7 protein-coding genes and 1 pseudogene are annotated in these 14,513 nt (G+C 75.4%); 1 reads left to right on the top strand and 7 read right to left on the bottom strand.

The features are described 5' to 3' along the window. The 6 genes and pseudogenes from L6E17_RS24755 to L6E17_RS24730 all read right to left on the bottom strand — a co-directional run. Nucleotides 1–651 (bottom strand): annotated as a pseudogene (locus tag L6E17_RS24755) (serine/threonine-protein kinase); the annotation flags it as partial. A gap of 1,068 nt (nt 652–1,719) precedes the next feature. Then, nucleotides 1,720–3,549 carry a serine/threonine-protein kinase gene (locus L6E17_RS24750; protein WP_236242902.1) on the bottom strand — a complete coding sequence of 610 codons (1,830 nt, stop codon included), beginning with the start codon at nt 3,547–3,549 and terminating at the stop codon, nt 1,720–1,722. Nucleotides 3,550–3,934: 385 nt separating this feature from the next. Beyond that, a complete protein-coding gene (locus tag L6E17_RS31195; RefSeq protein WP_308315932.1) occupies nt 3,935–5,107 on the bottom strand; it encodes a serine/threonine protein kinase in 1,173 nt (390 codons plus the stop codon). Between the two features lie 218 nt (nt 5,108–5,325). After that, nucleotides 5,326–6,534, bottom strand: a complete 1,209-nt coding sequence (locus L6E17_RS31190) for a protein kinase (protein ID WP_308315931.1) — start codon at nt 6,532–6,534, stop codon at nt 5,326–5,328. A 136-nt stretch (nt 6,535–6,670) separates the two neighbouring features. Next, nucleotides 6,671–8,596 carry a serine/threonine-protein kinase gene (locus tag L6E17_RS24735; RefSeq protein WP_236242901.1) on the bottom strand — a complete coding sequence of 642 codons (1,926 nt, stop codon included), beginning with the start codon at nt 8,594–8,596 and terminating at the stop codon, nt 6,671–6,673. Between the two features lie 1,315 nt (nt 8,597–9,911). Continuing rightward, nucleotides 9,912–11,618, bottom strand: a complete 1,707-nt coding sequence (locus L6E17_RS24730) for a glycerol-3-phosphate dehydrogenase/oxidase (protein ID WP_236242900.1) — start codon at nt 11,616–11,618, stop codon at nt 9,912–9,914. Nucleotides 11,619–11,953: 335 nt separating this feature from the next. On the opposite strand from L6E17_RS24730, the gene L6E17_RS24725 reads away from it, so the two are divergent. After that, nucleotides 11,954–13,195 (top strand): nucleotide sugar dehydrogenase, encoded by a 1,242-nt coding sequence (locus tag L6E17_RS24725; protein ID WP_236242899.1) that lies wholly within the window; start codon nt 11,954–11,956, stop codon nt 13,193–13,195. Between the two features lie 88 nt (nt 13,196–13,283). Here L6E17_RS24725 and L6E17_RS24720 read toward each other — a convergent pair whose 3' ends face one another. Continuing rightward, nucleotides 13,284–14,408: a GuaB3 family IMP dehydrogenase-related protein gene (locus L6E17_RS24720; protein ID WP_071264087.1), complete on the bottom strand. Its 1,125-nt coding sequence runs from the start codon at nt 14,406–14,408 to the stop codon at nt 13,284–13,286. Between the last annotated feature and the right edge of the window lie 105 nt (nt 14,409–14,513).

Genomic DNA, 14,513 nt, shown 5'->3' with positions numbered 1-14,513 from the left:
GGCGGTGGCCGCCAGCGACGCGTAGAGCAGCCGTTCCGCCTCCGCCGCATCGATCCTGCGCTCCGGGTCACGCTCCAGCAGCCCCCGTACGACGGGCAGCAGCGGCCCGGTCGCGGCGGGCGGCCGGATCTCGGCCTCCATGACGGCGTGCAGCACCCCGCCCAGCGAGTCGCGGTGGAACGGTGAACGCCCCGTCATGGCCGCGCACAGCAGGACCCCGAGGGACCAGAGGTCCGAAGCCGGTCCCGCCTGCCGGCCCTGCACCCGTTCGGGCGCGGTGTACTCGGGGGACCCGACGAACATCCCGTCCTCCGTGAGCGTCGTCGCCCCGGCCAGCCGGGCGATGCCGAAGTCGGTGAGGACGACCCGCCCTGTGGCCTCTTCCATCAGGACGTTGGCGGGTTTCAGGTCCCGGTGGAGCACGCCGATGGCGTGCGCGGCGCGCAGCGCGGACAGCAGGGCGAGCCCTATGCGGGCCGCCTCCCGCGCGTCGACGGGGCCGCGCGCCGCGATCCGCTCGGCGAGGGACACCCCCTCGACGAACTCCATGACGATGTACGGGACGCCCTCCTCCTCCACCACGTCGTGGACGCACACGATGTGCGGGTGGTGGACCCGGGCGACGGCACGGGCCTCGCGCAGGGTGGAGTCGACCGACCCGGAGCCGGATCCGGAGCCGGGCCCGAGGCCCGAGCCATGGCCCGACCCGAAGCCCGGACCGTGACCCGGTCCGCGGCCCGAACCGTGACCCGGTCCGGCGCCCGCGGGCCCGGCGGCGGGGCCGGAAGCAGGGTGGGAAGGACGTGCCGACGCGGCGGCCGAACCGGCTTCCGGCCAGCGCCCCGCCCCGGAACCGGAACCCCCACCCGCCCCCGCACCCGCACCCGCACCCGCGTCTGAGCCGGAACCTGGGCCCGCGCCTGCGGCAGCTCCCGAACGGCTGCCCGAACCCTCGCCGGACACGGCCCCTTGAGCCGGGCCCGCGCCGGGCCCCGTACCGGTACCCGAGTCCCCGCCGGACACCGCACCCTGAGCCGAGCCCGCGCCGCTTCCGGCACCCGGGCCAGATCCCTCACCGGACACCGCACCCTGACCCCAGCCCTCACCAGACGCCGCACCCTGACCCCAGCCCTCACCAGACGCCGCACCCTGACCCCAGCCCTCACCAGACGCCGCGCCCGGACCGGAAGCCGGGCCGGACGCCGCACCCGGACCTGAGCCCCCGCCGTACCCCCGCGGACCCCGGTCCGGGCCCCCGCCGTACCCCCGCGGACCGGGGTCCGGGCCGCCGCCGGACACCCCACCTGTCCCTGCATCCCCACCGGTCCCGTAACCGGGCCCAAGCTCCGCACCGAATCCGCCGGGACCGGGGGCCGCCGGGCCGGGCCCCTCCCCCGGGACGAGGGGCGGCGGCGCCCCGCCGCCGGGGCCGTCCGTGTCGACGTGGAGTTCCTTGACGGCGACCTGCCGGCCGAGCAGCTCGTCGTACGCCCGCCACACGGTCCCCATACCGCCCCGGCCCAGCCGGGACTCCAAACGGTAGCGGCCGACGATCCGCCGCTGCTCACGGTGGTGACCCTGCTCCCGCCACTCCCCCGCCTGCGCGCGCGGCGGCGCCTCGTGCCGCCGCGGTTGCTGCTGATGCCGCTGTTCCCCCTGCTCCTCCGGTCTCCACCCTTCGACCGACACGGCACATCTCCTCCGCTCGCGCCGAGGCAGTCACTCCTCGGCGGGTCGCCAGTGGCGCAGCACGATCTCGAACTGCTCCCGTGTGGTCGCCCAGCTCTCCTCGGGCGACGACATGTACAGCGCGTACTCCGTTCCACCGTCCGTGTAGTACACCTGGTCGATCGCGTGGCGCCTTCCGGGATGGTCCTTCCTCTCCTGCCAGGTGAACTCCCAGAGACAGGATTCCAGTTGATCACGGAACGTATTCGCATGGAGCTGGATCCTGCGATACTCCGGCAATCTGTCCTTCAATCGCCGTTCCACGTCCAGCATGTGCATGTACGGGTTCTCGAAGTCGGGTGACCTGTCGACGCTGATCCGGATGCGGTGGCGGCCGTTGTCCGGGGTGTAGTCGATCTGGTCGCCGTCCGTCTGGCGCTGCCAGCCCTCCGGGACGAGCAGGCTGAAGCCCTCCGGGTCCTGCACCCGCCGCCAGCCCTCGGGCGTGCCGCTCGCGCCCGCCGCCGCCTCCGCCGACGCTCCGGCGCGCGGCCCCGCGGTGGCGGACGGGCCGCCGCCCGGCGGGGTGCCGCCGTCGCCGACGTACCGCAGCACGGCGAAACTGCTGCCCGCGCCGACCAGGGCGGCGGCCAGGACGGCGAGGACCGTACGGCGGGTCCTGAACCGGTTCCCGCGCGCTTCACGTGACGGCACGTCGGCGGAGCCTCCCGGGCCCGGACCGTGAACGCCGCCGTGCGGACCCTGCACCCCACCGTACGGACCGTGCACTCCGCCGTGCGGGTCGCGCAGTGTCGCGCCGCTGGTCACCGGCGCCCCGGTCCGGTCGCCCAGGTGCAGGCCGTCGGCGAGAGCCACGGAGGCGGTGGGCCCTCTGGAGGGGCCGCCCGTGACGCTCTGCGGCGGGGGCGTCTGCCCGTTCCGGTCGGGAGGCCCCTCCGCCCGCCCTCCGGCCGCCCCTTCCCGCAGGTCCTCGCGGGTGACGTTGCGCGTGGGGACGTACGCCTGTGCGGCGGACGGGGCGCGTCCCTCCATCGCCTCGACCAGCATGTGCTCCACCGCCGCAGCGGCGGGCCGGTCGGCCGGGTCCTTGCGGAGCAGCGCCGTGATCACCGGGCCGAGCGCTCCCGCGTGGGCGGCGGGCGGCAGTTCCTCGGTGACGACGGCCTGCATGGTGCTGATCGGGGACGTGCGGCGGAAGGGCGAGGCGCCCTCCACCGCCGTGTACAGCGTGGCGCCGAGCGCCCACAGGTCGGAGGCGGGGCCCGGGTCGCCGCCGCGTACCCGTTCGGGCGCCAGGAAGTCGATGGAGCCGACGAGTTCGCCGGTGCGGGTGATGGTGGAGTCGCCTTCGATGGCGGCGATCCCGAAGTCGGTCAGCAGCACCCGCCCGTCCCGGGCGAGCAGGACGTTGCCCGGCTTGACGTCCCGGTGCAGCACCCCGGCCGCGTGGGCGGCGCTGAGGGCGCCGAGCACGTGCAGGCCGATGCGGGCGGCCTCCCGCGGGTCGACGCGTCCGCTGTCGGCCGCCTTCACCGCGTCGGCGAGCGACTGGCCGTCCACGTACTGCATGACGATCCACGGGCGGTCGTCGTACTCCAGCACGTCGTGGACGGTGACGACCGAGGGGTGGCTGATACGGGCGGCGGCCCGCGCCTCCTTCTGGGTGCGGGCGTGCAGGACCGTGCGGTCGGCCTCGGAGACGTACCGTCCCGCCGTCAGTTCCTTGACGGCGACGGTGCGGTGGAGCACTTCGTCATGGGCCCGCCACACCCTGCCCATGCCCCCGCGGCCGATGCTCTCCCTCAGCCGGTACCGACCGGCGAGCACCAGCCCGGCGCCCATGCCCTGAGTGTGTTCCACGTGTCTCCGCTCGGCCCCGCCCGCTGCTTCGGAGCAAGGTTACGGAGGGTGTGCGACGGGCGGAACCGCGGGGCGGCCACGGAGACCTACCCGTGACGCACTCCCCCCTGTTGCACGGGTTTCTGACGGCGGGTCGGCCACGCAGAGTGACCGCTGTGGAGGCCGGCCGCGGGCACGTCTCCGACGGTGCGCCCGGGTGCCCGGCCGACTCCGTTCCCGACTGCCCGGCCGACTCCCTTCCCGGGTGCGCCGCCGGGCCCGGGGTGGGTGCGCGGCCGGACGGGTCGGGGGGCGTCGGTGCAGTCGGCCGGCGGGGGCCGGACCGGTGGCCGCGGCCGGTGGGGGCCCGTACCGCTGCCGTGCCGGGTCGTGGCCCGGGGGTGGCTCAACGGGTCGTCCGGTACGCCCTGGTGGCCTGCTCGTGGATCTCCGTGACCTTGTCCCGCTCGGTCTCCGGACCGATGGCCATGATGACGTGGTAGCGGCCGTCGATGAGCACCGCGAGGTTCCGTACGTACACATGGCGGCCGTTGCCGTCCTGCCAGGTGAACTGGCCCTCCGCCATGGACTGGCGGCCGACGTCGACCCGGCGCAGTCCGGTCGCGGTCGCCCACGTGGAGTCCCGCCACGGCTGGAGCTCGCGCTCCTTGTTCCGCTGGTACTCCAGCGGGTCGGCCCCGGAGGTGCCGGCCGCGTCACGGCCGGGGACGACGACGAGCGTGAAGTCGCCGCCGCCGTAGCGGACCTGGCCGATGTCGTTGATGGGGCTGCGGCGCCACGTCCGGTCGACCACGATGCGGAAGCCCTCGGGGTCGTCGCGCAGGACGTAGCCGGCCGGCAGGTCGGGCGCGCTGGGCGTGACCGCGTTGGTGGACGGCGCCTGCCCGGTGCCCGGTGCCGGGTCGGCAGGGTCCGGCTGCGCCGGTCCGGTGGGCGCGGGGGCCTGGGCGGAGGCGGTGGGGCGGGTCGCGCTGCCCGCGGGGGTCTGCGAGCGGTCCTGCGTCCCCGCCTTCGGCAGGAACAGCATGGCGTACGCGACGGCCGCGGCCAGCCCCAGCAGGATCAGGAGCAGCAGCACGCGGCCCAGGGCGCGCGGGCTCCGGCCGCCGTGGTCCCTGGACCTGCGGTGGCGGTGCCGCCCGGCCGCCGGCTCGGCGTCGGCCGAGGCGGCGGCGCGGGGGCGGCGCCTGCGTTCGAGGTCGCCGCGGCGGCGGACGATCGGCAGCCGGGTCCCGTCCGCGGACGGCATGGTCACCAGCGCCATGCCGGCGTCGGGCTCGGGCGCGGAGCGGATCAGTGACCGCAGCCAGCCCCGGAGCTCCTCGAAGTCGGGCCGCTCCGTCGGGTCCTGACGCAGCAGCGACTCGACGACGGGGCGCAGCGGCCCGCACTCCTCGGCGAAGGCGGGGGGCTCGGCGCACACCATCTGGACGAGTTCGGCGGCGCTGTCCTCCGGGTACGGCGCGTGCCCCTGCAGGACGCGGAAGAGCAGCACCCCGAGGGCCCACAGGTCGGTCGCGGGGCCGACGGGCGGGGCGAGCTGCCAGGTGCCGTGCACGGGGCCCGCCTGCTCGGGGGCCCACCGCTCGGTGACGGGCCCGACGACGGCGATCCTGGCCTGGCGGGCCCGCTCGGCGGCGAGCGGCGTGGTGGGGCCCCGGTAGGGCGCGGGCCCTTCCGGGGCGCGGCCGCGCGGGGCGGGTCCGGGCTCGTCCTGCGGGTGCCGCCGGGCGGGGGCGTACGGGGCGGGCGCCCCTTGCCGCCGCGCGTCCGCGCTCAGGGCGGCGCGGGGGCCTCCGTACGGCGGGACGTTCCCGTACGGGGAGCTGCCGCCGCCCGCCGGGACGGGCCCGTCCCGCCAGGTGCCGGTGAGCAGGGCGCGGGGGCGCTGCCGCGGTCCCCGCCGTCGTCGGCGTCTGCGCCGTCGGCGTCCTCGGCGTCGTCGGCGATGCGGTCGGCGGCCTGGGTCACCCACTGCGGCTCGTATCCGCTCGGCAGGGCGGGCGGGCCCGGCGGAAGGGCCAGCGCGCCACCCTCGGCGGGTACGGCCCGCATTGCCTCGGCTGGGCCCCCGTAGGCGCGGTCCCCGTACGCGTCTTCGCCGTACGCGTCGTCGTGGTCGCCGTCTCCGTGCAGTCCGTGTGCGTCCGCGTACCCGCCGCCGTGGGCCTGGGGGCGGGGCCGGTCGTGCGCCCCGCCGTACGCGCCCCCGTACGCGGCTCCGTATGCCTCCCCGTGGCCGTCCCCGTGCCCGTCCCCGCCCTCGTGCTCTTCCTCGTGCTCGTGCTCGTCCTCGTCGGAGAGCGGCACCGGGGCGTAGCCGCACAGGGCCTCCTCGGCGGCGCCGGTGGCGAGGCCCGACAGCACGACGCGGCCGTCGTCGCAGACGAGGACGGTCCGTACGGTGATGTTCCGGTGGGTCCAGCCGTGGGCGTGCAGCGCGCGCAGCGCGGTGAGCAGGTCGGAGGCGATCTCGGCGGCCCGGTACGGGTTGAGCGGCCGGTCGCCGAGGAACGCGGCGAGCGGGCGGGCCTCGACCAGTTCGCTCACGATCCAGAGCGACCCGTCCTCCGTGAAGACGTCGAAGACCTGGTCCAGCCGCGGGTGGTCGGGGATGCGCGCGACCGCCTGCACGGCCTCCAGGGCCCGCCGGACGGCCGGGTCCTGCGCCGCCCGGTCGGCCGCGGTCCGCGCGGAGGCCCGTACGGCGCCGTGCCCGCGCCCCCGGGGCTCCCGGTCGCCGCCGTGCGTCCCGTACCCGCCGTAGGGGCCGTAGGGTCCGTCCGCACCGCCCGTTTCGACGACTTCCGCGTCCACCGTCTCCGGCAGCGGCACCTGCCGGACCATGACCTCCTGGCCGCTGTACGTGTCGAAGGCCCGGGTCTCGACCGCCGAGTCGTACGGCGCGGCGTACGGGTCGTCATCGGAGTCGGGCAGCGGCAGGCGGTAGCGGTCGGCGAGCACCCGTCCCGCGTAGTCCTCCACAACGCCTCCCCACCGCGCGCAGTGCCCCAGGCCCCGGCTCCGGCCAGGAAGCCGTCATCTGTGGTCGGATCGCGTCCAGTCACGCACTGGATTCAGCCTCATACGGTCCGCACGCTTTCACGATACGTGCCGAACGTCAGTCCGTGGGCCGGAACGTCGCGAACGCGGTCTCGCGGAGCGTCTTGCACTCCTGCTCGTCCCACCGGGCGGACTCACACGTGATCATGATCGCGTAGCCGTGCGTGGCGTCGACCTTGAACCCCCTGTTGAGCACCCATACCCGCTTGCCGCCCTGTTTGCGCTCGAACTGCCAATCGGCCGCGGTCGGGTAGCCGTTGTACTCGACGGCCTTGATGCCGTGGTGCCGGTAGCCGGAACTGCCGGCCGCGACGGCGGCCATGGCGGCGCGCCACGCGGCGGCGGCGTCGGAGCCGGGGCTTGCGGTGTAGTCGACCTGGACCCGCGGGAAGCCGCCGTCGGCGCTGAAGATGCCGCCCGAGTTGTTCCCCGCTATGCCCGTCATACGGAAGTCCGCGGGCATGGCCATGGAGAAGCGGAACCGCTCGTTGGTCACCATCCGGTACCCGTCGGGCAGCCCGGGGCCGGTGCTCGGCGTGCCGGACGGTGCGGTGCCGCCGTCCTTGCCGTCGCCGCCCTCCGTGCCGCTGCCTCCGCTCGCGGCGGCCGGCTGGCCACCGCCCTGCCCCTGACCCGGCTCACCGCCCTGCTCGCCGTCCGGCCGGCCGCTGTTGCCGCCGGCCGCGCCCGCGGCTCCGTCGGCGGAATCACCTCCGCCGCCTGAGGCGCCCGCGGAGGCCGCCTGGTCGCCGCCCGCGGTACCGCCGGCGCCCTGGGCGTTCGCGTCCCCCTCCCCGTTGAGCACGAAGGCGAGCACGGTGGCCAGCACGGCGAGGACGGCGACCACCGCGATGGTGACCAGGGTGCGGCGGGACACCACGTCGGTGAGCGGCGCCCGCACGGGCGCGGGCGGACCGGAACGTTCCGGCTTGGCGGCGGCCCTGGCGGGCGCGGCCGCCGCGGCCGCGTTGCGCACAGCGCGCAGGGCGCCGCGCAGCCGCTCCGCGGTGGCGTCGCCGGGCGCGGCCGCCGGGGCGGCGGTGCCGGCGGCCCCGGGCCCGTCCGGTCCGGCCGCCGGCGTGGGCAGCGGCACGACGCGGGTACGCTCCGCCGGGCGCTCCCCCGCCGCCGGCGCCTGGGGCGCAGCCAGCACCTCGTTCAGCAGGGCGCGGGCGCCGGCGTCGTCCAGGCGCTGCGCGGGGTCCTTGGCGAGCAGGCCGTAGATGACCTTGTCCAGCGGACCGGCGTTCCGGGGCGGTTCGAGCTGCTCCGTCATGACGGCCGTGAGCGTCGCGATCGCGGAGCCCTTGTCGTACGGCGGGTGGCCCTCGACCGAGGCGTACAGCAGGCCGCCCAGCGACCACATGTCGGCGGCGGGCCCCGGACGCTGACCGCGGGCCCGCTCCGGCGAGATGTAGGAGGGCGCTCCGACGAGCATGCCGGTGGAGGTGATGGACGGGTCGCCCTCGACCTGGGCGATGCCGAAGTCGGTGAGGACGACCCGGCCGTCGTCGGCGATCAGTACGTTGGACGGCTTCACGTCCCGGTGCAGGATGCCCTCCCGGTGCGCGGAGCGCAGCACGTCCAGGATGGCGAGGCCGACCTCGGCGGCGCGCCGCGGCGTGAGGGTGCCGTCCTCCCGCACCACGTCGGCCAGCGAGCGGCCCTCGATGAGTTCCATGACGATCCACGGGCGGTCGTCCTCGTCGACCACGTCGTACACCGTCACCGCGCCGTTGTTGCGGATCCTCGCGATGGCCTTAGCCTCGCGCAGGGTGCGGGTGACGAGGCGGCGCTTCTCGTCCTCGTCGATGCTGTTGGGGAAGCGGAGTTCCTTGACGGCGACGGTGCGCCCCAGGGTCTCGTCGACGGCACGCCACACGGTGCCCATGCCGCCGCGGCCCAGGACGCCGTCGAGCCGGTAGCGGCCGGCCAGCAGGCGGCCCCCGGAGGTGCCGCGCGCCGCGGCAGGCTTCTTCTGCACGTCGACCCTGCGGGCGGCCGCCCCGCGCTCGGCTGCCGCCGCCGTGCTTTCGGGGGCGCTGCCGGACGCGCTGCCGCCGGTGGCGGCAGCCGTGCCTGCCGCGGGGACGGGCCGCCGGTCGCGACCGGTGCGCCCTCCTCGGCGGCACGGGACGCGGCCTCGGACGTGCCTGCGGACTTGTCCCCGGTCTCCCGCGCGGTCTGCTCCGGGGCCCGGCCGGCGGGCTTCTCGGCGGTGCCGCTCCCAGGCTCCCGCACGGGGTCCTTCGCGGTCCTGGCCGCGGACACCCCCTCGGTCTGCACCGAGATCCCGCTCGCGGACTCCTTCACCGGCTTGTCCGCGCGGTGCCGCGCGGGCTCCTGCGCGGACGCTCCCGCGGGCTGCCGCCCAGGCTCGCCGGCATCCCGGACCGCGGCCTGCTCCGCCTTTTCGTCCGCGGTCTCCCCCGCAAGCTCCGCGGCCTGCCCGGCCGCCTCAGCCGCTTCAGCCGCCTCAGCCGCCTCGGCCTCGGACTGCCCGGCCGTCTTCTCCCCACTCAGCGGGGCCTTCTCCGCGGTCTGATCCGCGGTCCGCCCCGCGGGCTTCTCAGCGGCCTGATCCCCACTCCGCCCCGCGGCCGCCTCAGCCGCCTGATCCGCGGTCCGCCCTCCGGGCTTCGCCGCCGTCCGCCTCTCGGGCTTCCCCGCCGTCCGCCTTGCGGGCTTCTCCACCGTCACGCCTGCGGCCTTCCCGGGGGCCTTACCTGCGGGCTGCACGGTGCCCTCGTCGTCGTTCCGCGGCTCCGCCCCGTCCGCGGCGGGCCGTTCCGAACGTGCGGCGGCGGTGCCCTTGCCCGCAGGGGCGGGCGCGCCGCTGTGCCGGTCCGTGCCGGTCCCGCTCGCCGGCGCCGACCGGTCCGCTCCGGCACTGTCCTTGCGGTCCGGGGACGCCTTGGGGCCCGTCGGTCCCCGGTCCTGTCCGGTGGTCTCCGCGGAGGCCGCTCCCGGGTCCGAGGTGGCCGCTTCCTTCTTCGACGCCGTGCTCTCGCCGTCGGCGCCGCGCTGAGGTGTCCGCGCCGCGTTCCGCGACTGCTCCGCTCCCGACATGCGTCCCCTCTGCGATCCTGTTCCTCGCCCGCGCCTGCCGCGTCCGCGCGATGCGGTAACCCGCTCTGGAAGAGCCTTCATTGTCCCTCACTCAGGGACCGGCACTTCTCCCGGGTCCGCCGTCGGCCAGCATGACGGCGGGGCGGGCTGCGGCGCCACGGTGCTGGGGAGGACGTGTCCCACGGTGCAGTTGGTTCTGGTGCAGTGCGGACGGGCCGTCACCCGCCGCCTCAGAGGGGCACGATGTCCGGGGCGCCGAGGCGGGCCGCGTCCGCCGTCTGGTCGTCGGGCTGGCGCTGGGACTCGCGCTCCGCCTCCACCCGCTTCTCGTAGTGCTCCACCTCCTTCGCGATCTGCTCCTCGCCCCATCCGAGGACACGCCCCATCAGTTCCGCGCACTCGCGGGCGCAGCGGGTCCCACGGTCGAAGGTCTCGATGGAGATGCGGGTGCGGCGGGTCAGGACGTCGTCCAGGTGTCGGGCGCCCTCGTGGGAGGCGGCGTAGAGGATCTCGGCGCGCAGGTAGTCGTCGGCGCCGGTGACGGGCTCGCCGAGGGACGGGTCCTCGGCGACGAGGTCGAGCAGTTCCTCGGTGAGCGAGCCGTACCGGTTGAGCAGGTGCTCGACGCGGGCCACGTGCAGTCCGGTGCGGGCGGAGATGCGGGCGCGCGCGTTCCACAGGGCCCGGTAGCCCTCGGCGCCGAGCAGGGGCACGTCCTCGGTGACGCAGGCGGCGACGCGCCGGTCGAGCCCGTGCACCGCCTCGTCCACGGCGTCCTTGGCCATGACCCGGTACGTCGTGTACTTGCCGCCGGCGACCACGACGAGCCCTGGCACGGGGTGGGCGACGGTGTGCTCCCGCGACAGCTTGCTGGTGGCGTCCGACTCCCCGGCGAGGAGCGGGCGCAGTCCGGCGTAGACGCCCTGCACGTCGTCCCGGGTGAGCGGCACGGCGAGGACGCTGTTGACGTGCTCCAGCAGGTAGTCGATGTCGGCGCTGGACGCGGCCGGGTGCGCCTTGTCCAGGTCCCAGTCGGTGTCGGTGGTGCCGATGATCCAGTGGCGGCCCCACGGGATGACGAAGAGGACGCTCTTCTCCGTGCGCAGGATCAGGCCGGTCGCCGAGTGGATGCGGTCCTTGGGGACGACGAGGTGGATGCCCTTGGAGGCGCGGACGTGGAACTGTCCGCGCTCCGCGATGAGGGCCTGCGTGTCGTCGGTCCAGACGCCGGTGGCGTTGACGACCTGCTGGGCCCGGATCTCGTACGTGCCGCCCGACTCCACGTCGTCCACGTGGGCGCCGACGACCCGTTCGCCCTCGCGCAGGAAGCCGGTGACGCGGGCGCGGCTGGCGACGCGGGCGCCGTAGGCCGCCGCCGTGCGGACGAGGGTGGCGACATGGCGGGCGTCGTCGACCTGGGCGTCGTAGTACTGGAGGGCGCCGACGAGGGCGTCCTTGCGCAGGGCGGGTGCCACGCGCAGGGCGCGCCGCCGGGACAGGTGGCGGTGCACGGGCAGTCCGCGGCCGTGGCCGGAGGACACGGACATCGCGTCGTACAGGGCGACACCGGACCCGGCGTACACGCGTTCCCAGGCGCGGTGCTGCAGCGGGTAGAGGAACGGGACGGGTCTGACGAGGTGCGGTGCCAGGCGCTGCAGCAGCAGGCCCCGCTCCTTGAGCGCCTCCCGTACGAGGGCGAAGTCGAGCATCTCCAGATAGCGCAGGCCGCCGTGGATGAGCTTGCTGGAGCGGCTGGAGGTGCCGGCCGCCCAGTCGCGGGCTTCCACGAGGCCCGTGGCGAGCCCGCGGGTGGCGGCGTCGAGCGCGATGCCCGCCCCGACGACGCCGCCGCCGACGACCAGCACGTCCAGTTCCTGCTCGGCCATGGCCGCGAGCGCTTCGGCGCGCTCCGCCGGACCCAGTCTGGCTGTCCTCACCGCTGCCTCCCGTCCGCGCCGTCCCCGTACCTGGCGGGCGCCCGGCGTGCGCGGCGCCCATGGGCCCGGCGCGATCGGCGCTCCCGCCCGCCCTGGGGCCGCGGGGCGCCCCGCGCATCCGGCGTGCAGCCGGGCTCACAGACTCGATTCTGTCCCCGGTGCCCGACATCGGCCACCGGCCCCACCCGACCTGTGGACAACACTCCCACGACCACGCGCCCACAATGCCGCATAACGGTCATATTTACGCCTAGTCTGACAGTGCGTTCGCTCGCCCTGTCCACAGGACTTGCGCGTCTCGTCCCCTCCGGCTACTGGGAAGGACGGCTCACTCCATGCCCGCAGACCTCGCCGTCATCGGCCTCGGCCACCTCGGCCTGCCCCTCGCCCAGGCCGCCACCGGCGCCGGCATCGGCACCGTCGGCTACGACACCGACCCGCGGCCGGTCGCCGAGCTCGCCGCCGGGCGCCCGCCCGTCGACGGCTCCCTCACCCCGTCCGAGATCCGCAGGATGCTGTCGGGCGGCTTCCGCCCCACGCCGGACCCGGCCGAGCTGGGACGGGTCCGCACCGCCGTCATCTGCGCCCCGACCAGGCCGGGCACCGAGGGCCCCCTCGATTTGTCCGCCGTCACCGACGCCGCCCGCGCCCTCGCCGCCCGGCTGCGCCCGCACACCACCGTGCTGCTGGAGTCGCCCGTGCCGCCCGGCACCACCGAGGACGTGCTGCGCCCGCTCCTGGAGGAGGGCTCCGGGCTGCGCGCCGGTCGGGACTTCCACCTCGCGTACTCCCCGGCGCGCCTCGACCCGGGCAACCGCGCGTACGGCTACGCCCACACCCCCAAGGTCATCGGCGGCCTCACCCCCGCCTGCACCGAGTCCGCCGCCGCGTTCTACGGCCGCCTCACGGACAAGGTCGTCCGGGCCCGCGGCATCCGCGAGGCGGAGACGGTCAAACTGCTGGAGACCAACTTCCGGCACGTCAACATCGCGCTGGTCAACGAGATGGCCGTGCTCTGCCACGAACTCGGCGTCGACCTGTGGGACGTCGTCCGCTGCGCCGAGACGAAACCGTTCGGCTTCCAGGCGTTCCGCCCCGGACCGGGCGTCGGCGGCCACGGCGTGCCCGTCGACACGGTCGGCGCGCACCGGCCGCTGCACCTGGTGGAGCTGGCCGGCCGGATCAACGAGCGGATGCCGCAGTACGTCACCGCGCGCTGCGCCACGCTCCTCAACGAGCACGGCAAGTCGGTGCGCGGCGCCCGCGTGCTGCTGCTCGGCGTCACCTACAAGCCCGACCTCGCCGACCAGGAGGGCTCCCCCGCACCCGAGATCGCCCAGCGCCTGAAGGGCATGGGCGCCGCGGTCAGCTACCACGACCCGTACGTCCCGGTGTGGCGCGTGGCCGACGTGCCCGTACCGCGCGCCGACTCCCTGTACGAGGCGGCGGCGGGCGCGGACCTGACGATCCTGCTCCAGCACCACCGCACGTACGACCTCCAGGGCCTCTCCGTGAAGGCCCAGCTCCTCCTCGACACGCGGGGAGCCACTCCGACGGGGGCGGCGCACCGGCTGTGAAGAGGCGCCCCAGCCGCGGGACGGGGACGGCCCGGTCACCCACTCGGGTGACCGGGCCGTCCTGCGGTTCAGGCGCCGCGCGGCGGGCTCACCGCCGGTGCTGCGACTCCGCGACGGTGACCTCGACGCGCTGGAACTCCTTGAGCTCGCTATAGCCGGTGGTGGCCATGGCGCGGCGCAGGGCGCCGAAGAAGTTCATGGAGCCGTCCGGGGTGTGGGACGGGCCGGTGAGGATCTCCTCCGTCGTGCCGACGATGCCCAGGTCGACGAGCTTGCCGCGCGGCACGTCCTCGTGGACGGCCTCCATGCCCCAGTGGTGGCCCTTGCCCGGGGCGTCCGTGGCGCGGGCCAGCGGGGAGCCGATCATCACGGCGTCGGCGCCGCACGCGACGGCCTTGGGCAGGTCGCCGGACCAGCCCACGCCGCCGTCGGCGATGACGTGCACGTACCGGCCGCCGGACTCGTCCATGTAGTCGCGGCGGGCGGCGGCCACGTCCGCGACGGCCGTGGCCATGGGGACCTGGATGCCCAGCACGTTGCGGGTGGTGTGGGCGGCGCCGCCGCCGAAGCCCACGAGGACGCCCGCCGCGCCGGTGCGCATCAGGTGCAGCGCGGCCGTGTAGGTGGCGCAGCCGCCCACGATGACGGGGACGTCGAGTTCGTAGATGAACTGCTTCAGGTTCAGCGGCTCGGCGGCGCCGGACACGTGCTCGGCGGAGACGGTCGTACCGCGGATCACGAAGAGGTCGACGCCGGCGTCGACGACGGCCTTGGAGAACTGGGCGGTGCGCTGCGGGGAGAGCGCGGCGGCGGTCACCACGCCGGAGTCGCGGACCTCCTTGATGCGCTGCCCGATCAGCTCCTCCTTGATCGGCGCGGCGTAGATCTCCTGCAGACGGCGGGTGGCGGTGGCCTCGTCCAGCTCGGTGATCTCGTCGAGCAGCGGCTGCGGGTCCTCGTAGCGGGTCCACAGCCCTTCCAGGTTGAGGACGCCGAGGCCGCCCATGCGGCCGATGCGGATCGCGGTCTCCGGGGAGACGACGGAGTCCATGGGCGCGGCCAGGAACGGCAGCTCGAAGCGGTAGGCGTCGATCTGCCAGGCGATCGAGACCTCCTTCGGGTCCCGGGTGCGCCGGCTCGGTACGACGGCGATGTCGTCGAACGCGTACGCCCTGCGGCCGCGCTTGCCGCGCCCGATCTCGATCTCAGTCACGATGTGTGGCCTTTCCTTCTACGTCTGCGCGTACCAGTATCGCCGACCGGGCGCCAGGCGGCGCATGCGGAAGGGGCGGCCCGGGTGTTCCGGGCCGCCCCTTCC

Origin of the sequence: Streptomyces sp. CC228A (assembly GCF_021390935.1) — a bacterium.
Taxonomy (GTDB): domain Bacteria; phylum Actinomycetota; class Actinomycetes; order Streptomycetales; family Streptomycetaceae; genus Streptomyces.
The sequence above is the reverse complement of the archived record's forward strand: the minus strand, read 5'-3'. Positions and strand labels throughout refer to the sequence as shown.

Bases quoted from the DNA above. Each gene is read 5' to 3' on its own strand.
- L6E17_RS24725 (WP_236242899.1), top strand. From the start codon at position 11,954: ATGCCCGCAGACCTCGCCGTCATCGGCCTCGGCCACCTCGGCCTGCCC.